General features: G+C 46.4%; 21 protein-coding genes. 12 read left to right on the forward strand and 9 right to left on the reverse strand.

The window, feature by feature from the left end:
* Positions 1-104: 104 nt before the first annotated feature.
* A complete protein-coding gene (locus tag ACYX4J_RS09890; protein WP_476178487.1) occupies positions 105-872 on the forward strand; it encodes a S1/P1 nuclease in 768 nt (255 codons plus the stop codon).
* Between the two features lie 999 nt (positions 873-1,871).
* On the forward strand, positions 1,872-2,444 hold the full coding sequence (locus ACYX4J_RS09895) for a hypothetical protein (RefSeq protein WP_413665704.1): 573 nt from the start codon (positions 1,872-1,874) through the stop codon (positions 2,442-2,444).
* Positions 2,445-2,585: 141 nt separating this feature from the next.
* On the opposite strand, the gene ACYX4J_RS09900 is transcribed toward ACYX4J_RS09895, so the two are convergent.
* Positions 2,586-3,494, reverse strand: coding sequence for an aldo/keto reductase (locus ACYX4J_RS09900; RefSeq protein ID WP_444913703.1), 909 nt, complete (start codon positions 3,492-3,494; stop codon positions 2,586-2,588).
* A gap of 239 nt (positions 3,495-3,733) precedes the next feature.
* Between ACYX4J_RS09900 and ACYX4J_RS09905 the strand changes: the two genes are divergently transcribed.
* The 6 genes from ACYX4J_RS09905 to ACYX4J_RS09930 all read left to right on the forward strand — a co-directional run bounded on the left by ACYX4J_RS09905 (position 3,734) and on the right by ACYX4J_RS09930 (position 9,124).
* Positions 3,734-4,072, forward strand: a complete 339-nt coding sequence (locus ACYX4J_RS09905; RefSeq protein WP_476178488.1) for a hypothetical protein — start codon at positions 3,734-3,736, stop codon at positions 4,070-4,072.
* Positions 4,073-4,341: 269 nt separating this feature from the next.
* Entirely contained in the window at positions 4,342-4,728 is a 387-nt protein-coding gene (locus ACYX4J_RS09910; protein ID WP_444913705.1) for a c-type cytochrome, read from the forward strand.
* A gap of 5 nt (positions 4,729-4,733) precedes the next feature.
* Complete coding sequence (locus ACYX4J_RS09915) at positions 4,734-6,128, forward strand: D-arabinono-1,4-lactone oxidase (protein ID WP_476178489.1); 1,395 nt, start codon at positions 4,734-4,736, stop codon at positions 6,126-6,128.
* A gap of 41 nt (positions 6,129-6,169) precedes the next feature.
* On the forward strand, positions 6,170-7,459 hold the full coding sequence (locus ACYX4J_RS09920; RefSeq protein WP_445354309.1) for a DSD1 family PLP-dependent enzyme: 1,290 nt from the start codon (positions 6,170-6,172) through the stop codon (positions 7,457-7,459).
* Positions 7,460-7,550: 91 nt separating this feature from the next.
* Complete coding sequence (locus ACYX4J_RS09925; protein WP_413665710.1) at positions 7,551-7,976, forward strand: hypothetical protein; 426 nt, start codon at positions 7,551-7,553, stop codon at positions 7,974-7,976.
* A 428-nt stretch (positions 7,977-8,404) separates the two neighbouring features.
* Positions 8,405-9,124, forward strand: a complete 720-nt coding sequence (locus ACYX4J_RS09930; protein ID WP_445354308.1) for a hypothetical protein — start codon at positions 8,405-8,407, stop codon at positions 9,122-9,124.
* Between the two features lie 1,633 nt (positions 9,125-10,757).
* Here ACYX4J_RS09930 and ACYX4J_RS09935 read toward each other — a convergent pair.
* Together ACYX4J_RS09935 and ACYX4J_RS09940 are read right to left on the reverse strand one after the other, a co-directional pair.
* Positions 10,758-11,399, reverse strand: a complete 642-nt coding sequence (locus ACYX4J_RS09935; RefSeq protein ID WP_476178490.1) for a hypothetical protein — start codon at positions 11,397-11,399, stop codon at positions 10,758-10,760.
* Positions 11,400-11,760: 361 nt separating this feature from the next.
* Positions 11,761-12,669: a LysR family transcriptional regulator gene (locus ACYX4J_RS09940; RefSeq protein ID WP_444917080.1), complete on the reverse strand. Its 909-nt coding sequence runs from the start codon at positions 12,667-12,669 to the stop codon at positions 11,761-11,763.
* Between the two features lie 151 nt (positions 12,670-12,820).
* Here ACYX4J_RS09940 and ACYX4J_RS09945 point away from each other — a divergent pair, with 151 nt between their 5' ends.
* From ACYX4J_RS09945 to ACYX4J_RS09955, 3 genes are all read left to right on the forward strand, one after another.
* A complete protein-coding gene (locus tag ACYX4J_RS09945; RefSeq protein ID WP_444913711.1) occupies positions 12,821-13,831 on the forward strand; it encodes an NADP-dependent oxidoreductase in 1,011 nt (336 codons plus the stop codon).
* 249 nt (positions 13,832-14,080) lie between these two features.
* Entirely contained in the window at positions 14,081-14,737 is a 657-nt protein-coding gene (locus ACYX4J_RS09950) for a DUF6962 family protein (RefSeq protein WP_444908378.1), read from the forward strand.
* A gap of 51 nt (positions 14,738-14,788) precedes the next feature.
* Positions 14,789-15,382, forward strand: a complete 594-nt coding sequence (locus ACYX4J_RS09955; RefSeq protein ID WP_476178491.1) for a cytochrome b — start codon at positions 14,789-14,791, stop codon at positions 15,380-15,382.
* Between the two features lie 268 nt (positions 15,383-15,650).
* On the opposite strand, the gene arsJ is transcribed toward ACYX4J_RS09955, so the two are convergent.
* The 6 genes from arsJ to ACYX4J_RS09985 all read right to left on the reverse strand — a co-directional run bounded on the left by arsJ (position 15,651) and on the right by ACYX4J_RS09985 (position 21,982).
* Positions 15,651-16,898 (reverse strand): organoarsenical effux MFS transporter ArsJ, encoded by a 1,248-nt coding sequence (gene arsJ, locus ACYX4J_RS09960; protein ID WP_476178492.1) that lies wholly within the window; start codon positions 16,896-16,898, stop codon positions 15,651-15,653.
* 120 nt (positions 16,899-17,018) lie between these two features.
* On the reverse strand, positions 17,019-18,023 hold the full coding sequence (locus ACYX4J_RS09965; protein ID WP_476178493.1) for an ArsJ-associated glyceraldehyde-3-phosphate dehydrogenase: 1,005 nt from the start codon (positions 18,021-18,023) through the stop codon (positions 17,019-17,021).
* Positions 18,024-18,107: 84 nt separating this feature from the next.
* On the reverse strand, positions 18,108-18,452 hold the full coding sequence (locus tag ACYX4J_RS09970; protein WP_282932732.1) for a metalloregulator ArsR/SmtB family transcription factor: 345 nt from the start codon (positions 18,450-18,452) through the stop codon (positions 18,108-18,110).
* Entirely contained in the window at positions 18,449-18,877 is a 429-nt protein-coding gene (locus ACYX4J_RS09975) for an arsenate reductase ArsC (RefSeq protein WP_444908373.1), read from the reverse strand. Before ACYX4J_RS09975 ends, ACYX4J_RS09970 begins: the two co-directional genes overlap by 4 nt.
* Before the next feature lie 98 nt (positions 18,878-18,975).
* Positions 18,976-19,791, reverse strand: a complete 816-nt coding sequence (gene xthA, locus ACYX4J_RS09980; RefSeq protein WP_413665722.1) for an exodeoxyribonuclease III — start codon at positions 19,789-19,791, stop codon at positions 18,976-18,978.
* Positions 19,792-19,882: 91 nt separating this feature from the next.
* A complete protein-coding gene (locus ACYX4J_RS09985; protein ID WP_476178494.1) occupies positions 19,883-21,982 on the reverse strand; it encodes a carboxy terminal-processing peptidase in 2,100 nt (699 codons plus the stop codon).
* 539 nt (positions 21,983-22,521) lie between these two features.
* Between ACYX4J_RS09985 and ACYX4J_RS09990 the strand changes: the two genes are divergently transcribed.
* On the forward strand, positions 22,522-23,103 hold the full coding sequence (locus tag ACYX4J_RS09990; RefSeq protein ID WP_413665724.1) for a TetR/AcrR family transcriptional regulator: 582 nt from the start codon (positions 22,522-22,524) through the stop codon (positions 23,101-23,103).
* Positions 23,104-23,396 lie beyond the last annotated feature (293 nt).

The raw sequence follows: 23,396 nt of genomic DNA on the forward strand, positions 1-23,396 counted from the left end.
TACTGGCGTTAAAGTACGCAGCAAATTCACTCTGGCGGACATGCCCAATGAGCATACGATTGATAATTGCCCGTATAGCAGTTGCACTATTCGGACTCACAGCTATGACACAAGCACACGCTTGGGGAGATGATGGTCACAGGGTCGTTGGAGAAATTGCATGGCATTACCTGGACCCGGAGGTAGCCGCCGAAATAGAGTTGCTCCTTGATGAAGTCGGTGAGCCGCACCTAGCTGAATCCACAACTTGGGCTGATCGAATTAGGTCTGATGAGACTTATAACTGGGCTGCGCCGCTTCACTATATAAACTTGTCTCGAGACTGGTCTGCTTATGTTGAGGAGCGGGATTGCCCAGCTGCAGGATGCATATTGAAGGCGATTCAAAGATATCAGGAAGTATTGGCCGATCACTCGCGCACCAAGACGGAGCGTGCAGAAGCACTGATGTTTATTGCCCACTTTGTTGGCGACCTTCATCAGCCATTACATACCGGATTATTTTCAGATAAAGGGGGTAATGATGTGGAAGTCCAATTCTATGGGGTCGAAACGAATTTACACGCGCTCTGGGACATCCATATGGTCGCCCGTTTGTTTTTAGACTGGCAAGATTATGCTCAGGAGCAAACGGATAAAATTAGTGCGGCTGAGAGGCAGATCTGGCAGTCTACCTCGGCCGAAGTTTGGGCCCGGGAATCTCATCACTTAGCCCATGGTCTCGCCTATACCAGCGAAACACAACTTGGGGAAAAGTACTTTCTGCGCTGTCAGGACTCCCTTGAAAAGCGTTTGCAGCAGGGGGGAGTTCGCCTGGCCTCTGTTCTAAACCGTGCACTTGGTAACCCTGTGATCGATGTGGCTAATAAGTAAATTCTTTCTTGGGGCTCGCCTCACTCTACGCCATTGATGTGGTGAGCCAAAAGTGAAGTTTCAAAATCAGTCGAATTATCCTCTTTTATCTTTGTTCTCTTGATGTCTATTGGTTAATTAATTGGAATTTCATCAATTTGTCCGATAAGCAGCCGGTAATTGCCTAGAACTGTAGCTATGTAAAGTTATCTATTTCGAAAGATGGCTGAAATTTGCAATCATTATCCCCATTTAAATGTTTGCTCAAGTAAGTAGGGGGAGTGAAATCTTTAGCTCAAGTAGCTCGTGAGTAATGCGATTGAGCAGGTTGGAGAGGAAAAGTTAAACGCGATTGTGGATGAGAGAAAGGATTTTTAAAGTAGCTTCCCCTCAGTCTTTTGACTCTTCCTTGTACAGCTATGCCTGTAAAAGGAATCCTTTATACGGGAATTTTTAGTATGTGAGTTCTCTTATGGTTGTTGTTTTGTAATTTCCTAATAATTTTCATGATTCAACTATACTTGGTAATAAGCAAATAATATCTAATAACCACTTTATATCCTTTCATATCTTGAGTTTTATTGTGGACCCATTGGGTTGTTTGCGATTCTCTGATAAATTTTAGAGGATACATAACTCCTATTTTACTTTGCCTCTCAGTTACCCCTTCTCTTCAGCTTGAAATATTTCCCGTGTTGACACAGTGGTACCAGATTTGGTATCAAATAATCTCGAGTTATATAGAAAGTCTGTCAATTTTCATTAGGTCCTGAGTAATAAAAATAATAATTCAGTGGCTTTAGCGATGAATTGAAAGAGTTCTTGAATTGTCAAAATATTAAATAACAATTTTGGCAAAAAATTTCATAGTCGTTATGGAGGATGTGGGCGATGAGCGGAAGAGGTTTTAATCCTAGGGCGTGTGGAGGATACTTTGCAGGTATTTGTTTTGTATCCAGTTTGAGGTCATACGGTTCTCTTTTTTCCAGGTTTTACGCGCAGTGGTGGAATAATGGTGGAGTGGAAAGTTCTCTGGGTAGAACATGGAATGGCCACACGGCATTAATATCAGGTCACAATGGTGTTATCGATACTATTGTAGGTTGGGACCCCAACAGTTCTTGGGATGCATTTAAAGGCTCAGTGGGCGGGCGTCACAATAGTATGAGGCCTATTGCTGGTCGTTGGCGTGATGACACAGGGATGAATGCAGACCCAACAGCTCAGTATTATGGCCTGCAAGTTAGCCAGACACAGCATGGTAATTTCAGAGATTTTTTGCAGCAAGATCTTTTGGGTACCCAGGGTTTCGGGCCCCACCTCAATAATATTGGAGTCTCATACCATTATGCATTTGCCCCAGGAAAGTGGATGGAGCGTTTGAGTTCCCTGGAAGGGAATAATAATGGTCAGCTGCAAGTCATTTCCAACTGTTCAGATGCTGCCTTCCATGTGCTTGCAAGCTTTCTTTATGAGTGGCGAAAGGCAAATCTGGTAACCGAACTGGCATCTTTTATGAATAATGGGGATGAGAAAAATAAAAATATGTCCCAGGGACGCTTGATGCAGTGGTCAAGCCAGATGGGGCCGTAGAACAAATATACTTATCTGGTTGATGGGTGGTGTAACCGAATTAAAGTTACACCACCCAATTGTTAAGCAAGAGGTTAGTCTTAATAAATTATTTTTTGCGTAAGCCAAGTAATCAATAATTTGTTAGGCTGAAAGCTGGATCTAGGGAACTTCAATTCCCTTAGAGGCGGTCCATATTCTATACCACTGCTCTCTACTCAAATTGAGTTTCAAGCTTTCTATCGCCGACTGAACGCGCTCAATTTTTCCCGACCCCATAATTGCTAGGGGCTTGGAGGGAAAGCGTCGTACCCACGCATAGATTACCTGGTCAATACTGGCTGCCCCGATTTCCTCCTTGATATCTTCCAGGGTGATTCGTAACCGTGTTGCTTGGGTGCTTGATCCACTAAAAATTTCCCCTCCAGCTAAGCAGGACCAAGCCATAGGATGAATTCTATATTGCTGCAGTTGATCCAGAGTTCCATCCTCCGCAGCGCTAAAATTGATAGGATTAATCTCGACCTGATTTGTCACCAGTGGTGAGCTCAGGCGGGACTGCAACAAATCAAATTGCTGGGAGGTAAAGTTGGAAACGCCGAAATGTAATACCTTACCGGACTTCTGCAGTTCGGCGAATGTGGTGGCAATTTCATCTGCATCCATCAAAACATCAGGTCGGTGAAGAAGCAGGATGTCGATGTGCTCTACACCGAGGTGGGCTAAGGAGTTATTAACCGAGTGCTGAATATGTTCAGCACTGGAGTCATAGTACTTAACTTTCCTGTTTGGATATTTTTCAGAAAGCAATTTGATATTGCATTTGGTGACAATCTCGATGTGATTGCGAATAGATCTATCCAGCTTAAGGGCCTCGCCGAATAACTGTTCGCAGGAGTAATCCCCGTAAATATCAGCATGATCTACGGTGGTAACCCCTTTATCTATATGTTGCTTTAGGAATGTCAGGCGCTCCTGAGGGCTTAAATTCCAATCACTCACACGCCAGTAGCCTTGGACCAACTCTGACAGTTCTGGTCCTTTTGGAGAAGCTAGCACTCTATTAACCACTGAATACCTACCTGATCGAAAAGCATTAGGGTATTCCTGTTCCTGTTGATACTCAACGCCTAAAGTAGAAGGGTAGGCAGCCCAATGTCGCCATCGGTGTCATAAATGTCATTGAGTCATGTTGATCGTTGAGCTAGCTGACAACTGAAACCGGAGCAACTTTAGAGTCATTTCTCAATGCCCTGATGTTCTGAGGATCACTAAAGAGGCTTGGGCTTTTATCTTCACAGGAGCACCGCATGGTCAGTACCGAGGAAAAAGTTTCCGGCTGGTTGATAATTACTTACTCAATTTTGATGTTGTTGATATCCAGCGCAATATTGTTATTCCTATACGCAGTTTTTGGAAGTTCAATTTTGAGTATGCCATTCAATATATTCAGTCTAATGGGCTTGATGATAATACTGTTTGCGTCTTTGAATATTTTGGGGGTCTTTGCTGGCACTGCTGTCCTTTTGGATAAAAGGTATGCCCCAGAGTTAGCTTTAATATTTTCAACAGTGAGTGTGCTAAATGTTCCGCTGGGCACTTTGGTCGGCGGTTTTTATTTATGGCTATATATTCGTAAATATAAATAGCTCTTTTTGATGTTTGCAAAGCCTGTCTACTGTTAACAAGAGTCATTTTATCTCTGTAATAAATGCTGATCTTAACTTCGAGATGTACATAGGCTTTAGTTCTCTAAGTGGTACGCAAATAAATTACGATAGAAATAATTGAGAACAGGCAACTCAAGTGGTTGTTTTAGCAGTCATCATGATTAACAATAGTGCCAGCGATATGTACACGATAGCTTTGGCAATAGCCAAAAAGAAATAAACAACAATAATGTAGTAGGTGTACGCATATGGAACTGGAAGTCTTGCGCCGGAGCTTTAAGCTCTTGTCTCTTTTTTTGGTACTAAATGTCATTCAAGGATGTTCTGAGCCTCCACAGGATAGTGAAAAAAGCCGGGCAATGTTGACCCAAAGAGCGCTGTCTCTTGCGCCCGCTGATCCGGAAATCGCTGAAATATATACTCGCACTTGCCGCAGCTGTCACAGCACTGGCGCCAGCGCCGCACCCCTTACCGGAGATTTAGCCAACTGGAAGCCCCGTATGGAGAAGGGGATGGATGTGTTGGTGGAAAATGCGATCAATGGGTTCCAGGGTATGCCGCCACTAGGCCTTTGTTTTGAGTGCTCCCCCGAGCAGTTTGAACAGTTGATTGTCTTTATGGCTACAGCGGAGTAAAGGATATGGGGTTCAATCGTCGCCAGTTTATTAATTCTATCGCGATCGGCTCCGCATCATTAGCGGCCGCGCCCATCTCATCAGTTGCACGTACCTTATTGCAAGCTGCAGCCCCACCGACAAAAAAAGCGGGTGTTCGATGGCGGAACTGGTCTGGTTCACAAGAGTGTCTGCCGGCCCATCGTCTGGCACCCAAAGATATTCCTGCACTGCAAACGATAATTGCGGAAGCGCAAGGTACGGTCAGGGCGATAGGTGCGGGTCACTCCTTCACTGCACTGGTACCCACTGACGATACAATTATTTCATTGGGCCGTATTACTGGCGTCGCCGACCACGATTCCGACAAGGTCCAGGCGACAATCTACGCTGGCACCCGTGTAGCAGACATTGGCCAACCCTTAGAGGATATCGGTCAAGCGCTGATTAACCAACCAGATATCGATGAGCAGACTTTAGGTGGTTGCCTGGCAACCGCGACCCATGGAACAGGTGCAGGCTTGGGTTGTATGTCCAGCTATGCAACGGGTATGGAACTGGTGACCGCAGGAGGGGATACGCTCTGGTGTGATGGTGAGCAAAACCCCGAGGTGTTCGCGGCAGCGCAAGTATCTCTTGGCAGCCTGGGTATGGTGACCAAGGTGCGTATGCAGAACCAGCCCAGCTACCGTTTGCGTCGTGAATCTTGGGTAGCGCCCCTGGAAGAGGTGTTGGATCAGGCTCCAGCACTGGCAGAAGCCAATCGGAACTTTGAATTTTACTATATCCCGTTTTCTGGGATGTGCATGGCTGATTCCCACCAGCCGACCACAGAGGAAATCTTCTCTACGGAGCGGGAAGATACTAATGAAGCAGTAATGACCCTGAAATCTGTGCGGGACTGGCTGGGTTGGTCACCGAAGTTGCGTCAGTTTGCGTTGCAAAATGCGATGGAAGATATCGAGAGGGAAGTTGTTGTCGAGTCCTCCTGGCGGAATTACGCCAGTGAGCGAAACGTACGTTTCAATGAAATGGAGTATCACTTGCCCCGCGAGGACGGTTTGAAAGCCTTCGCGGAAATACGTCGAACGATTGAGGAAAATAACCTGGATGTTTTCTTCCCTATCGAGGTGCGTTTCGTTAAAGCTGACGATATCTGGCTGAGCCCGTTTTATAAGCAAGATTCCGTATCCATCGCCATACACCGCTACTTTGAAGAGGACCACCTACCGCTGTTCCAGGCCATTGAGCCCATTATGCGCAAATATGGGGGCCGCCCGCACTGGGGCAAGTTAAACAAGCTACAAGGCTCGGACTTTGCCGAGCTCTACCCTCAGTGGCAGGATTTTCTTGAGGTTCGCCGAGAGCTAGACCCCAGTGGTAAGTTCTTAAACCCCTATCTGAAAACGCTTTTTACCTGAGCAACGCTGCTCAGCAGTGAACCCTCAAAGAGGAAAGCACAATGGATATCAAGCGACGAAAGCTAATACTAGGTGGGGTCGCGTTAGGAGCGGTGGCAGGTGTCGCCGTTCTTCGCCCTAAAGCGCAAGGGCAGGGAGGGCACAGCGAATACTTCTCCAGTGTTTCTAAAGCTCTGGATAATGCCGGTTTTTCTGGTCCCACCTTAGTCGTAGACCTGGAGAATCTGCAAAAGAACGCCGATATATTAGCCGGCCACCTCAGGGGTTACTATGACTACCGGGTAGTGGCTAAATCTTTGCCCTCGCTAAACCTGCTGGACGCTATTACTCAGCGAACAAATACCAATCGCATCATGGTATTCCAGCTGCCATTTTTACAGCAACTAGTTAAATCTTATCCAGCGAGTGATATTTTACTGGGTAAACCTCTCCCGATTACTGCGGCAAAGGCCTTTTATTTTAGCACTAGGGCGGATCATTTTGATCCTACGCGGCAGTTACAGTGGCTGGTTGACAGCCCCCGCAGACTTAATCAATACGCCGATCTGGCGCGATCGCTCAAACAATCCTTGCGAATTAATATCGAGATTGATGTAGGCCTACACCGGGGTGGCATTGCCAGTGCGGAAGATCTCTCCGCGATGCTCGGTATCATTCAGCGGGAACCCTATTTGGAATTTTCCGGTTTTATGGGTTACGACGCCCACGCCGCAAAAATGCCAGGTGTTCTCGGTGGACCTGAAAAGGCAATCACTCGGGGGTTGGATATTTACCAAAGCAGGGTGGAGCAAGCTAAGATCCAGCTGGGAAGTGCATTCCCGAAGGTGGCCACTTTGAACGCTGCCGGTAGCCCAACCTACCAACTGTACAAATCCCGAGCAGACCGGGCTCCCTGTAACGAGATTGCCGCTGGCTCGTGCCTGGTTAAACCGGTGGGCTTTGATATTCCCACTCTGTCTGATCATTTACCAGCGGCGTATATCGCAAGTCCGGTATTGAAGAAATTGTCACAGACACAGATACCCGGCATAGAAGGGCTCACCGGACCCTTTAGTTGGTTGAACCCAAATCGGGAGCAAAGCTTCTTTATATCTGGCGGCTATTGGAAGGCGGAGCCAGAATCACCTAAAGGTCTGTCTATCAACCCCATCTATGGCCGCTCCAGCAACCAAGAAATGCTGAATGGCTCAAAAAAGGTACTGCTGAATGAAGACGATTGGGTCTTTCTCCGGCCCACACAGAGTGAGTCCGTGTTCCTGCAGTTTGGTGATATTGCGGTCTATAGCAAAGGCGAGATAGTGGATCTCTGGCCGGTAATGAGTAATTCCTGAGGATTCAGCTCCTGCAATGGAGTAAGTACAAACTTGTTTAATAAACGTACTGACCTTAGTGACGGGTATACAACAAGTCTTGGAGATATTGATGATCTATGAAGTTGTTTTGGTGTTAAACACGATTTGGTTTCTGATGGGATTTAACGTTTTCTCTTTGAGGAACCATATATTTGCGAAGTTACTGGTACCCAGGGAACAAAGGGATACCCCCGTATTTAATATCTTGGCAGAATCGGGAAAATTTCTGGGTGGTTTTAACCTGTCGTTGGCGCTACTCAATATACTACTGCTAATCAGCCCCTCAGTATTTGCTACGGAGGTGCAACGCGCTACGTTGCTGCTGGTGTTTGCTGTCACTCACGGAACACAGTTTATTTACAATGTTCCGGTAGCCCTACAAAACCGAAAAGGTGAAGGGCCGTGGCAAGTTAAAGGTGTGATGCGTTTTATCTTTATCACTGACTTTATAATGATGTCACTGAATCTAATAGCCGCACTTTGGATACTCCTCTAAATTTTAAACCCTATGAAATTCGGTCACGATGCTTGTTGTGGCCGATAATGATCAGCATGCCAAATCAGTAGTGAGAATGTCATTGCTAAAGTCGGTGGGCGAACTTTAATTTCTACAAAAAGCGTCGGCGTATAATGTCTCTATTGCAGTTATTGGGTCAAACTAAATAGGTACCCAATAATGTGTCGGCGGTGTTTATATTGGTTTTCGCCGGACAAAATTTGAGTCATTTCTTACGGCGCAGTACACAGGTGGTTGTGTCCTCAGGATTGCTGATATTATATTCAGGGCATGGGAGGGATTGTTAGTTTTCCCCCAGTTTAACTATTTGCTTATCTGATTTCAGGCAGATAGTTTCCCTCGCTTTCCAAGTTTATAAGTTGACAACTAGTTGCTAACGGAATTTCCTCAATTATAGGGACGACATAATGTACTTTAGAGTTAGTTCTGCGGGGTATGATATTTCAGGCGATATTGATTGGTTTGCGAGCTCTAAGCCTTTCAATCCTCCACAAGGGATTGTGCATAGATCACTGCATAACCAAGCAGGAGTTATAGGTCCATTGCCAGGAGATATGGCTCGCTCCGCAATGGGGCTAATTAGCGGTGATTTGGGAGCAATAATTGGGGATCGAGATTCTGGATTGGGGCGCAGCTGGGAGAGACTTCACCTAATTGGAGTAAGCGCGGGTATTTTACATGAACGCCGTTACTCTAATTACAATACGATCATTGGCAGTCATGGTCTCAATACTGCGATGATCCCCTTTGAGGGTATTGCGAACTGGGTCTTAAACCAAAATCGTAAATTTTTCTATATTGTCAATGTGGACAAACAAAAAGTACTTAACTTTACGGATCGAAATGGAAACGTCAGAGCAGAATTTGTACCCACGAAGCTCCGTCAGGCCATCACATATACATCGGAGCTGGACCCTAATATTTGGATTACTATACGGCAAGAACACCATGACTCTCGGACGGCAAGTTTAGCTGATAATCAAGCTATTGATTACAGTGCAAGTATTACTGATGAGCTGAAAATGAAGAAAAGTAATTGGGAGCGTATTCGGGGTCGAATAGCCGCCATTGATCAACAGATTATTGATTGCCAAAATAATGCTCGCTGGAATCTGATAGACCTTTGACTTCTTGCTGATAATTATGTTGAAAACAATAATCTGATTATATAGTTTGTGACTAATTATGGTAACTTGGCGAATTAAGGCGGCCCGATTCATAAGAGATTAGCTAGATTAATGAATTAGTATAAAAGGGGTTTATATATTGCTTCTCTGCGCTTATCCAAGTAACCGATAAATAGCGAGCTAAATGCCGATATTTTAATGGTCACTCTTAGAGTCACCTACTTTGACTTAAGTGTTGAGCAACATGCGATTCAGTGGCGTGATAGGATAGCTAATAAGGGCCGCTTACTAGACTCAGTAGGTATCTAAAATTAACCACCGAAGTAACACTTAAATTGGGTATGTAAATACCTCAGGCATATTAGGTATAATCAAATGACCAAATATCAACAATATGTTAATATTTTCATGAATTCCTAGAATGCTTATAGGTAGCTACGAGCATCTGGTAGTAATTGAGATGGATAAGGGCTGGCGATGTAGTACGATCCTGTGATCTGGTTCAGGATATCGAAAAGCTCATCCTTGAAGTATCATTTGGGTTTGTTGAGTATGAGAATTCTAAAGGTTTTGGTCATATCGGGCTCGATTCTGTCCACTGGTTGTACAGTTTTTCTTGGGGAGCCGGACACTAGAGTTAAGCGATTTGGTGATTGGGAGCTTTGCACAAAGCTGGCCGATAAAACTTTTAAATATCATTCTCAATGGCACTGGGCTATAGCCAATGAGATTAAGGCTAGGGACCTGGGGACTTCACAGAGATGTAAGTCAACGTATACCGCAAGGATGAATCGTTTTACGGCTAGAAGCGTGATTAAGTCTGTATCATTTGAGGATGCTTTGAACCATAACTTTGAGTAAATCCAATATATGCCAGCTATCAAGCGTCCTTTATTTGTAGTTGACGATGGCTGGTAATACCCACCACATGGATTTGTATACCTCTTTCAAATCAAGCTATTTAAAGCGCGTGATTGGATAGTATTACCAAGTCTTATACTGGGGGAGTAGGGCGGTGTTGTTGTTTCAACAGCACCCACGAGTGTGGCTTGGTGTAGTGAAAGTTACATCTCCACCAGCTTCTGAATGCACTTTTATTAATAGCTGAGATATAGCTGCATACAAGTATGTTCTTAGCTTTGAAGGCAGGATTGGCAACTTGGTTAATGTAGTACTTCCGTTGGAGTAGTTGGATATATCGTATATAGATAGTTAATAGCCAAGGCAACTACAGCTTCTTCGGCGTTGAACCACTGGGTTAGAAGGGTTTCTAGTCGCATACAGGCTTCAAGGTAGCCTTTTTGGGTTGACCATCATCATGACGTTGAAATACCTGATTTGCTGCTTTGGATATCTGCCGCCATTTTTTCATGTCTGGGCCTGTAGGTATGCGAGAGTGGATGCTAAGCATTATTTTTACGGTTATCTGCTGTCTTTCAAGTGATATAGATGGCTAGGAGTACCCGGATTCACGGATAACGGCTTTAGATGTTATTGCTAAGTAGACACCCGAGGTAAAAACGGGCTTCCCGCTCTGTTGGTCTTCGGCTTTATAAGGGTTAGTGAAGATAATGAAGGTTAGAGATTGGAGGGCGCCTACCTTCCAGTAGTATTTTTCGGGTAGGCGAAATTATTAATTAAATTGCTGAACTTCAAAAAAACCTAAAAGCTCGTCCTTTCGACCAATATTTTGTGTATAAAAGGTCCACTGACCACTATCACCTCGAACCCCGAATACCCGTGCACAGGTATCGTAGTATGCGGTACCAAGTTTTGCTTGCTTTTTCTTGAAGTTTGCTCCTTTTCTACCTCCTTTGGGGCCACCTATTGAAAGTCGCCTCTCCCCGGTTACATCGGGAGTTTTTACCATCATCTCCAGCTCATCTCTTTGCTTGCTCCCCTTGATAGTCCCCCCCTGGGAAACATCACCTGCAACATGGATAACCGTTACACTTTTACTCTGGTCGTCATGGAACTTGAAGGTCATTCGACAATTACTGAGGTGAGAGGTAAAGAAGTAAGGGGGACTTTTACTATTCAGAGTTACAGGCACAGCTTTTTGTCGAGCCCAGGTGAGATATGTTGCTTTCTTGCCAGAATTTCCGCTTTTTACCATCATGATTTTATTGGGTTTTACAAATTCAAAATCAAACTCAGTTTCGTAGGCTCCTGCTTTGTTGTCGAAGGCCTCCGTATTAAAATCAAGTTCATAGGTTTTGAAGGCTGATTCAATGTCTTTTTCTAATAGGCTGATGAAGTCTTCATAACTTTGCATGGCTCAATCCTTATGTCGCCTGCTGTTCCGATATAAGCGGTTTGACCTGGTTTTATCAGTGCTAACTCCTCCATTTAGTTATTCATAGTTAAAGGTACTTTTGGCATGACTTCTGCTTTTCAAACTAACATACCTATCAATATGCCTCCAAATAAATCTAAGGGCAGCTTGAAGTAGATCAATTTTTAGTTTTATGAGGTTTTTATATGTCCACAGGGTGCGGGATATAAGCTTGTAGTCGAATATAAATTTTTTCGAACAATAAAGAGGGTGGAGTGATTTTTTTAAAGGCAGATTTGTTCAAGCTAGCATTATTGGCCCATATAATTTAAGTAGCAATGCGAAAAATTTTGGTATTCTTCTATCGTTCATTCAAATTTTCATAGATAAAATCTACGCAAAGCTTTATTTTGGGAATTTGGTATTTAGTGCGCTCATAAAGAAGAAATACTCCCAGATCGCCACCGGGGCTGACTGAGACTTTACCCTCGCAAGGTACCTGTACAAGCTCCCCTGTATCTAGATAGTTACAAATACTCCAGGAAGGTACGCAGAACATACCGCGGTGATTGAGGGCGGCTGCTGTTAATGCTTTGCCGTTATTGCTGATAACTTTTGGAGTCAACTTCAGGGGCTCCCAGTGCTCGTCATTGAGTATGTACCACTCAATGACGCCACGCGGCCCCCGGTATTGCAAGGTAGCAATTGACTCAATCGCCGACTTGTTTAAGGGGAAGCTATACTCCAACTTGTCGATAAACTGCGGTGTGGCCACGAGGGTGAACTCATTATCCGATAGGCGTTTGGCAATAACATGCTCATCCGGGGCAAACCCTCCGCGAATCGCAATATCAACGGGATCTTTCCCTAACTGGGACAGGTCATCGTTATAGGTTAAGTCGAATACGATATTGGGGTAACGTTGGGCAAACTTCTCAAGAAGGGGGGTTAAATGCTGCTCTCCATAAGTTGGGAGACAGCTGATGCGTATCAGACCGTTGGGCGCTTCAAAAGTCTGGCTAACCAGTTCATCAGCCTGTTCAAGCTGGCGAATTGCTTTACTTATCATCGAATAGTAGAGCTTTCCGAGCTCAGTAACCTTGACTTGGCGGGTACTGCGTTGCAGTAACTCCACTCCTAAGGACTGCTCCAGATCTTTTACGCGGCGAGAGATTGATGAAGCGGGAACCTCGAATTCCTCAGCAACTGCAGTAAAGCTATTCAGTTCTACCACCCGCTTGAAGTAACGCAATGCTCTGATTTTGTCCATAATCAACTTCTAACTGTCTGTCATCGGCTCAAAATATTCCCCATTATTGCCAAAATGACAAAAGACTTATACCTATTACCAGCTGTTTTTATGGTCGCAGTATGGGCACTATCGCTTTCAATGTTTGTTGAACCGATTGTTAGGATGACCAATGAAAGCTTTGAAAATGACTCGCTATGGGGATATTGATAGCAGCCTGGAGTTTCAGTCAGCTGAGGTTCCCACGCCCAAGGCTGGTGAAGTTTTGCTTCGGGTGCATGCGGCTAGCGTAAATCCAGTTGATAATATGATGTTGCGGGGGGAGCTTAAATCGGTACGAAAGGAAGTATTTCCGGTTGGTATTGGCCGGGATGTCAGTGGTGAAGTTGTAGCAGTGGGGGATAATGTTGCTGGATACAGTGTAGGGGACCTGGTGTTTTCCAGGGTGGGGGAGGATCATGTGGGCACTATTGCAGAATATCTCACCGTTAGTGTTTCCCACCTGGCTGCAAAGCCCGAAAACTTGTCACACAGTGAAGCGGCGGGTATTCCGCTTGTTGGGCTGACCTCCTATCAGTCTTTGATCAAAGTTGCTGGCTTGAAGTCCGGAGAGAAAGTGCTGATACATGCAGGCTCAGGTGGTGTTGGCTCTATGGCGATCCAATTGGCGAAGTCTGTAGGCGCCTATGTGGTGACTACAACAAGTAGCGCGAATGTGGAGTGGGTGAAAGCACTCGGTGCCGACCTTGTTATTGATTATAAAAAAGATGACTACCGGCGATTACTATCTGATATGGATGTCGTATTCGATACTTTGGGTGGTCAGTATGCTTTGGATGCATTTCAGGTCCTGAAAATCGGTGGGCGTGTTGTCTCAGTTAAAGGGGCTTTAGATCCGCAGACAGCTGAAGAGCTTGGGCTAGGTTGGTTGCTCCGCAAGCTATTGGCGCTTAAGTCGCGAAAGCTGATGAAGGCCGCGAAGGAAAAGTCCGCGCTCTATAGAATGGTTATTATGGAAGCTAGTGGAGAGCATCTGAGTGAGCTAGGAAATTTGTACCAACAGAAGATACTATCCCCGGTGATAGACAAGATCTATTCTTTAGAGCAAGGCAAAGAAGCTTTCTCATATCTCGCTTTGGGACGCGCAAAAGGCAAAGTGATTATATCTGTTAGAGCCAGTTAATTAAGAGTTGAAACGATCAATAGTGCCAGTGTTGCCTTGAAATATAGTGGCGTGCTGGCTGTTGTTTTACACTTTGCGTCTGCCTCATCTTTGAGGTTGCACTTGAGAAATTGGCATGACAAAGCTCGTGGAGATGACACACATAAGTTCAGTTGACTTTCAGAAGGATTGATATATTGCTCTAAAGAATTACGATTTGACTTAGATAGAGAATATATATGATAGTGTGTTGATGATATACGAAATAGAATGAATCTAGTACATGGCGAAATAGACCTTCTAACTGCAATTACTAATGTCGGGCTGGCTCTAGTCGCATTTATTGGTGCCCTTTATTTGTCAGTGTTTGTAAGGAGAAAGCAGTGGAAAAGAAATATTTGGCTTTTCTTTTTTACTGTTATGTTTATCGCCTCATTAGTGGCAGCTGTCTATCACGGGTTTGAAATTCCACCATATTTTCGCGTTTGTTTATGGTATGTAGTACTTGTTTTACTTGGTTTGCTGATTTCTTCTTTTGTTCTTGCGGTTAGTGCAGATTTGGTGAATGAAAATTTTTCTAAACGGGTTGTTTTGCCAGTATTGTTTGTTTTTCTGATAGTTTTTGTTTACTCGTTTTCACTTAAAGATAAAATTTTTGCCTTTGCTGTTTATCAGTTTTTAATCAGTGCAGTGGCTTTTATAGGGTATTCTATATTAGCCTTAAGGGGACAGAATTCACTGCGTGGTAGTTGGTTTATGGCACTGGGCTCGATAGTTAGTATTGTTGCAATGGCTATCCAGTTAGATGGAAGTTTATCAATTAGTATTATTTGGGAACTTAATCACAATATTATCTACCATTTTGTCCAGGCGTTTGGTGTTGTGCTCTTTATTCTGGGTTTACACAGATTTTACTCAGCGAGGTAGTTGGCGAATTGCAGGCAGAATATAGCTTTTGGACGTGGGAAAGTGAAAAAGATGAGCTTGAGAAATCAACCTGATGGTTACGGCGCAATAGCCAAGTGGCTACATTGGTTAACGGCCTTATTGTTTTTGGGGTCCTATATTTCAGTCTACTACCGCCAATGGTTTACCCAAGAGGAAACACCGGCGAATTGGACTGCCTTGCAGTTACATCTATCTATTGGTGTCACCATTGGGGTGATCGTCATCCTAAGAATCGTATGGCGTCTCACTAATCCGCCACCGCCATTAGAACCAGGTAGCTCCCTGGAACATTTTGCCGCTCATACCGGTCATGTTCTTCTCTACTTGATTATGATCGTCGCTCCGCTAACAGGGTATATCGGAACAGGTGTGGATACGGATTACTTTTTCCTGTTTGAAATTCCTAAGTTTGAGAGCACCCAAGCCTTTGTGGCGATAGTTCAGGATCGGATGGGGATGACATTCGAACAGTTTGAGAAGCCGGTCGATTTTATCCATAAAGAGATCCTGGGAGAGTGGGTGGTCTGGATCTTAATCCTGGGGCATGTAATGGCCGCTCTATATCACCACTACATCAAAAAGGATCGGACTTTGCTAAGAATGACCGTGACTAAAAAGCCATAGTTCTTGCGATGGTTTTGGCAGAAAGTAGTGGCAAATAGGCATTGAGCGCCAAATCCAGACATTTTAATCTCGAGTTTTTGCAGCTCCTGTGGAGCTGTGCACTTGGACTTGAGGTGGGTGTTATATGAGGTATTTGGTCCTTGCTTTGATTCTATTTCAAATGGGGTGCATACCTGAGTCCAAACTGTATCGAATCGTGCAGGTCGAAATGGTCCCTCAGCCTACTTGCCAGCCTGCGCTGGCAAGTAGCACTTATGCTGCTATCTGATCAGCTCCTACTTAAACTGCCAACCTCCTGAGCCCCGGCTTTGTGTCTGGGCAAACCCAGTGAAACCAGTGCGGTTAGCAGAAGAAAAGCACTGGAAATAAGTAGGCAAGCCACCAACCCCTGAGTTTGGAATACCCACCCCGAGAGCAGTGTCCCGAGCAATCGCCCAGCGGCATTTGCCATATAGTAGAAGCCCACATCCATAGAGACGCCATCTTCCCGAGCATAGGCAACTATCAAGTAGCTGTGTAAAGATGAGTTTACGGCGAAGAGTACAGCAAACATCAAAAGTCCACCCAGTACGGCGAGCTGTGGATCCACTCCTTTGTGTAATGCGATTGCGATTAATGCGGGCACTGCAGTGAGCGCTATTGCCCAGAAGAGCGCGGTTCGCCCATCCGGAGCCTGAGCTGAACGTGCCGTCGTGACCTTTGGGGCCTGGGTTTGCACTATGCCGTAACCGATCACCCAGGATGCCAGGAAGGCACCTACCTGCCAGTGGCTCCAACCGAACTGGCTGGCCAGGAAAATCGGTAGGGCAATAACAAACCAAACATCCCGGGAAGCAAACAAGAGTAAGCGCGCGGCTGACAATATGTTGACTGCGGGACTCTTGGAAAAGATATCTCTGAATCGGCTTTTTGCTTTGGCTTTCCCTAAGTCCCGCTTAAGAAATTTGAGACTCAATATCCAAACTATTCCAAGAGCTAGGGCCATCGATGCAATCGCGCCCTGAAAGCCAAGTGCGGCGAGTAGGGCACCGCCGAGAAAGAAGCCCAAGCCTTTTAGCGCGTTTTTCGAACCGGTAAGAAGGGCGACCCATCGATATAAGGTGCCACTGGCCTGATCGGGCACCAGTAACTTGATTGAGCTCTTCGCACTCATTTTATTCAGGTCTTTGGCGATACCGGAGAGGGCTTGGGCAGCCATAACCAAGGGGACCGAGAGATACTGACTGGGTGCCAGCAGCATGGAAAGAGCAACAATCTGTAAGGCAAGTCCCAAATTCATGGTCCGGTTGAGTCCAATCCGGGCACCGAGCCAGCCGCCGACAAGATTAGTGACTACGCCAAAGAATTCGTAGAAAAGGAAAAGCAAGGCTATTTGCAAAGGGCTGTAGCCGAGTTCGTGAAAGTGCAGCAGCACCAGCATGCGCAGAGCGCCGTCAGTCAAAGTAAATGCCCAGTAATTGCCTGTTACCAGCAAGTATTGGCGCACTGGCGACGATAAATTGTGAAGAAACTGCATGATCTTGTTCTTTGTACTGCTACTTACTAAAAGCAGAAGGAAAAAATATGAGCTCATGGAGAGGCGTACCCCTCAGGTGCAGTGTGTTCTTTCCTTCCGGCCCCGTTGTACTTTGGCTGCTTAGCCCATGGTGCCAATCATTCGAGCTAATTCCGCCGTGCGGTTGGCGTAACCCCATTCATTGTCATACCAGGCGTAAACTTTTACCTGGGTGCTGTTAACGACCATGGTCGATAGAGCATCGATAATGCTCGATCTGGGGTCGGTTTTGTAATCCACGGAAACGAGGGGCCTTTCCTCATAGCCGAGGATATCTTTTAGTTCACCCTCTGCAGCTTCCTTAAATAACTGGTTTACTGCCTCTGGGGTAGTGTCGGTTTCCACTTCAAAAACACAATCGGTAATGGATGCGTTGGCGAGGGGAACACGAACTGCGTGGCCGTTTAGGCGGCCGGACAACTCTGGAAAGATGGAGGCAATAGCTGTAGCTGAACCTGTTGTTGTGGGAATCAGGCTGGCACCACAGGCGCGGGCTCTGCGCAGATCTCCATGGGGTGCGTCGAGGATAGTCTGGGTATTGGTGATATCGTGAATAGTGGTGATTGAACCGTGACGAATACCCAGGTTTTCGTGAATAACTTTTACTACTGGAGCAAGACAATTAGTCGTACAGGAAGCGGCGGTAATAATCTGGTGTTTGTCCGGCTGGTATATATGTTGATTCACTCCAAGGACAATGTTTGGTACTCCAGCTTCTTTAACTGGTGCAGAGACCAACACCTTCTTTACCCCTTGATCCAGGTAGGGTTGAAGAAGTTCGGTAGTTCTCATTTTACCGGAGGCCTCTACAACCAGATCACAGTTTTTCCAATTGGTATCTGCAATAGCGGAATTGCGGCTACAGGTTATTGTTTTGCCATCAACCTGAATTGTGTCATCAACGGCTTTCGCCTCTCTGCGCCAGCGCCCGTGTACAGAGTCAAAGTTGAGCAGGTGGGCGAGAGTGGCTGCATCACCGGCAGGGTCATTAATCTGGACAAACTCAACTTCAGGCCAATCCCAGGCAGCGCGCAGTACCAGCCGGCCAATTCGGCCAAATCCATTGATCCCAATTTTGATGGTCATTGTTAATTTCGCTCCATTTCTGCCAGGCACATATGAAAAATCATATATATCTGGATAGTTTAAATCTTAGGTCGGAAGGCGGTATCAGCAGCACAGACTTGTGCGCTCTGGCCGGTCTCCCATTTGAATCAGGTTGTTGAGGTCTTCGGTAATAAAGTGCTGGTTCGCCTGCAAGGTATCGAACAGTACAGACTTTGCCCAGGCATTTAAGTCCGGGTTGATTCGGTAAAACACCCACTGCCCCTGGCGGCGGTCTTGGAGCAGGTCTGAACTTCTCAGCAAGGCGAGGTGCCTGGAAATTTTCGGCTGGCTCAATTCGAGGGCTGCCGTTAGCTCGCATACGCAAAGCTCTTCCTCGTGAGCAATAAGGAGCAATGTGCGGAGCCGCGTATCATCGGCCAGGCATTTGTAAAACTGTACTGGGTTCATGCCGCTCTTTTTCGTAAATCCGCCTCGGCTTGGGCCAAGACCAGTAGTTTGATGCGAGTGCTCAATTCACGTGCCGTGGTGTAAAAAGGGCAGAAGCAGTGTCGCTTTGTCGGTTCCTTAAAATTCCAGGCAATCATCTTGTCAACTTTTGGGGAGGGTACGTATTCTTCCCGGCTTTTGTCGCAAAGTGTGATGACCAGGTCAAAAGGTTGGTCGGCTACATCTTCTACAACTTTGGGAATGAGTCCCTCTGTTGAAACCCCCAGTCGCTCCAGCGCTTGCAGAGCGCGTGGGTCCACTGTGTGGACATTGGTGCCGGCGCCAACGGCTTCGTATGAATTGCCTCCAAAATGCCGCAACAGTGCCTCAGCCATCAGTGAGCGGGCAGAGTCCCCGGCGCAAACAAACAGAACACGCCTTTTCATTGGAGGGCTCCATTTGGCTTTTTAACAATTATATATGGAAAACCATATATTCATAGTCTTAAAAATAGCCCACTGAACCAGCGGGCTGTAACCTGTGCTTATAGCTTAAACTCGGCCCATACAGGCGCGTGGTCTGATGGGCGTTCCATAGCCCGAATATCGTAGTCCACGCCAGTCCCGACACATTTTTCCAGAAGAGGGTTGGTGGCTAGGATCAAGTCGATACGCAGGCCGCGTCTGGGCTCGCGATCGAACCCACGACTGCGGTAGTCGAACCAGCTGAATACATCGTCTGTTTCTGGGTTTTGTGCGCGGAAAGTGTCGGTGAGCCCCCAGCCTTCAATTTTTTGAAGCCACTCGCGCTCTTCTGGAAGGAAGCTGCATTTGCCATCGCGCAGCCAGCGCTTACGATTGGGTTCACCAATACCAATATCCTGGTCGCTGGGTGAAATATTCATATCGCCGATAACCAATACAGGCGCTTCCGGCTTACACGTGGTTTGCAGGTAGGTATCCAGGTCGGCGTAATACTTTTGCTTTGCCGGAAATTTAACCGGGTGCTCGCGATTTTCACCTTGCGGGAAATAGCCATTAATAACCGTGAGGGGCTCAGGACCGCCGATATCAAACTTGCCGGCAACCATACGGCGCTGGGCGTCGCTGGCATCAGTTGGGAAACCGTATTCGCGATCAATAAAAGGTAGGCGTGAGAGCAGGGCAACGCCGTAGTGTGTTTTTTGGCCAAAATAAATCAGCTCATAGCCCAGGTCTTTTATCGCATCTACTGGAAAGTCTTCGTCGGTGACTTTGGTTTCCTGTAGGCCGATGATATCGGGCTGATGGTTGTCTACCAAGGCCTGCATCTGGTGCAGGCGAGTGCGAATACTATTGACGTTAAAGGAAACAACCTTCATCTCTTCCCCCAAAATAAAAAAGGTCGGGCTAGCCCGACCTAAGAGTTAGTTCGCGGACCGGGCGCACGCCGCGCCCAGTGCCTATCAGTATTTAGAAGTTGGCAACTTGGGGCGGGGCCTTGCTGGCCTTATCGGCCAGGCCGATAAAGTCCGCCATTATATAGCCCGCTTCATTCAAAATTGGATCTTTTTCCAACTTGATCTCTACAGGACCACCAATGTTAGCCACCTCTTCAGATTCGCTTTCTTCGTATGCCTCAAAGTTCTCGTAGGGTTCAAGGCCTTTAGCTTTGCGGCGACGGTTTTCCATATCCAGCAATCGCTGATTAACGGACTTGCGCTCATTCTCTCTGGTTGATTCGTTGAGAGAGACATACTTCTTGTCAGCCCGCTCGGCGTCGAACTTGAACTGATCGCGCAGGAAAACAAAATCTGGATCTGTTTCCGTGCGCTTGTTGTGCTTGGTAATCAAGTTCGGGATCAGCATCTTCAAGTTGAAATACTTCGCATGAGGCACAGCGTGGATACGGTCCCAGGGCAGGGCAGTATCGTAAGCACTCTCCCCCACATTTTCGGCATCAATCAACTGTGGCATATCTATGTCCGGCTTCACACCCGCATGCTGTGTGCTGTCTCCGGAAACCCGGTAGAACTTGGACTGGGTAATTTTCAACTGGCCTTCCTTCAGGGGAGCCATAGTTTGCACAGTACCCTTACCAAAGGATTGGTTGCCCACTACCAGGCCTCGGTTGTAATCCTGGATTGCACCGGCAAAGATCTCGGATGCAGAGGCCGACAAGCGATTAATCAATACCATCAGCGGCCCGCGATACATGGCGCGGGAGCGCGAGCGGTTGTGGCGGGAAATCTGCTCATTGGCATGGCGGATCTGCACAACAGGGCCCTGATCAATAAACAGGTCTGTGAGCATGGTGGCTTCTTGCAGTGAACCACCGCCATTGTTGCGAAGATCCAGAATAATACCGTCAACCTTCTCCTCTTTAAGTTCACTCAGCAGACGGGCAACGTCTCGCGTGGTGCTCTTATAGTTGGGGTCTCTGCGGCGATAGGCATCGAAGTCGATATAGAAGGTTGGCAGGTTAATCACACCGATCTTGTAATTCTTGCTGCCGTCAGAGAATTCAAATACTGCCTTCTTGGCCGCCTGATCTTCGAGCTTCACTTTGCTGCGCTTGATCAAGATAGTCTTGTGAGTCCCGTCACCACCAGTGGGGATGGTCTCCAGGCGAACATAGGTACCGGCCTTGCCGCGAATCAAGTCGACAACATCATCCAGGCGCCAGCCCACTACATCGACCATTTCGCCTTCTTTATCCTGGCCAACACCCACGATTTTATCATTGGGCTTGATCTTGCCAGTGCGGTCGGCTGGACCACCGTGTACCAGGCGAGCAACTTTGGTGTATTCCTCGTCTGCCTGCAGCACAGCACCGATACCCTCCAAGGAGAGGGACATGCTCATATTAAAGTTTTCCAATGAGCGCGGTGACAGGTAGTTGCTGTGTGGATCGTAGAGACGAGTCAGTGAGTTCATATAGAGCTCAAATACGTCGTCGCTCTTCTGCTGCTCGAGACGCTTCTTTTGGCCTTTGTAACGGCGCACAAGAAGGTCTTGGATTTCCTCATCGGTTTTACCGGTAAGGCGCAGATTCAGGATGCTGCTCTTTAAGCGCTTACGCCAAAGCTCATCTGCAGCGCTGATCGAGTTGGGCCACTGGCTTTCCTCCCGATCCAGCTCAAGGGTCTCTTCCCGAGAAAAGTCATAGGCGGGCAGGCCTTTCTCTAGTTGGGACAGGATGTTATCTAGCCGGTCGCCCATACGCAGGCGGAAACGGTTATAGATACTGAACCCAGCGGTGACATCACCAGCGCGAAGCTGGTCATCCATCTCCGCTTCCCACGCGCGGAATTCGTCGATATCAGAGGCGAGGAAGTAACTTTTAGTGGGGTCGAGTGCATCGATATACTCGTTCCACAAGTTCTCGGACATTTCGTCGCCGATTTTGATTTTGTTGTAGTGCAGCATTTCAAGTTTGCTGACTATCTCTTGTGCAGTACCACCTTGACCCTCTTCGGGGGCTATTCGCTCTGGCTCTGCCAGAACACTTGTGGAAAGAAGGCCAATGACCAAGAAGCCGGAAAAGAAAGCGGCGATCCGATTGGTAAGCATAGGGAGTCTCTTTATACGTCCTACTTCATAGGCGTCCGGCCCTTATGGCTCGGCGACCTATAGCTTAGGACAAGTATAAAGGCTGAAAGCTCCAAAGGGCATGAAATACCTCTAATCAGAGATGGATCTTTTTCTTTAACACTGTATTTAGCAAAATAGCTTTCCTATTGAGTGTGAAATTGAGGCATTTTTTCTCGTTTTGAAGGCTTGAGTATGTATGGTCATCATAACTATTGTGTAACTGCAACTGTAAAAAAGCGTTAAAAATAAGCACTTTGACTAATAGGTCAGAACCACTTTGATGACTTTGAAGGCTTTTAAGGTCATGAAGTTGCACCAGTTACCACTTTATTAATTCGAGTGAGCGCTCCTCGGCTAGAAGTGTTGCTCCAATAATCACTGTGACCGCAAAAATGATGTTTTGATTTCGGAGCAATAGGCGAATATCGGGCGAGTGCCAGTATCTGCGAATCGTGTTTTTACCACTTGGTCCAAACAGTGGTAACATGGCCAGTAGATTTGTTTGAGGTGAGGTGCTTATGCCTTGGGAGAAAAGTTTCGATGTCGATAGCGCAGTCGATAAAGCGACGGAAGCCTTTTGGAAAAAAGGCTTTGAAGCGACTTCTCTGGCCGACCTGCTCAAAGCTACTGGGCTGACTAAAGGGAGCTTTTATAACGCCTTCGGCAGTAAGAAGCAGCTTTTTACCCTGAGTTTACTCAAGTATGAGAGAGAGCAGCGGCGCGACGTAATGGCCCGGCTTGAGTCGTTGGAAGATCCTATCGGCGCTATCAGTCAGCTTTTCGACTCCCTAATTGAACAAAGCCTTGCAGATCCGGAAAAGAAGGGCTGCTTTTTGGTTAATACGGCACTCGATATGCCTAACCTGGATAGCGATATTGGGGATGCTGTAAAAAAGGGCTTGCGGGATACTGAGTCATTTTTTGCAAGGCAGGTTCGCCTGGGGATAGAGAAAGGTGTGATATCTGATCGAGTAGACCCGGAAGTCTGCGCCAATAGTTTACTGACTCTTTTAGTCGGCTTGCGAGTGTTGGCACGTGGAGTTTTTAATAAGGAAAGCCTCTCCAGAATTAAGGTACAGGCATTAGACTTGCTGCGTTGACCTGATCTTTCTTCTGGCGTTGAAAGCTCTTCGTAGGGTCTTGGCGCCGTCCTCTCGGTTGCCAGGGCTGCACTGTGATTTCCCTCTCCTGACCTCCATTAATCCTTCCTGTCAATTTTTGCATTGGATAGGGCTTCATATTTTTTCTGTTCATTCTCAGTAGGCATTAATGCATAGCAAATAGTTATATAAATAATCTTTACCGATCGGTACAAACTCATTAGCATTGTTTGTAGCAATCGGTACATACAGTTTACAGGGGTGTCTCCCCTTATTTTTTAACCAGGTTTGGA

The organism is Microbulbifer sp. ABM4_008, from assembly GCF_056311705.1.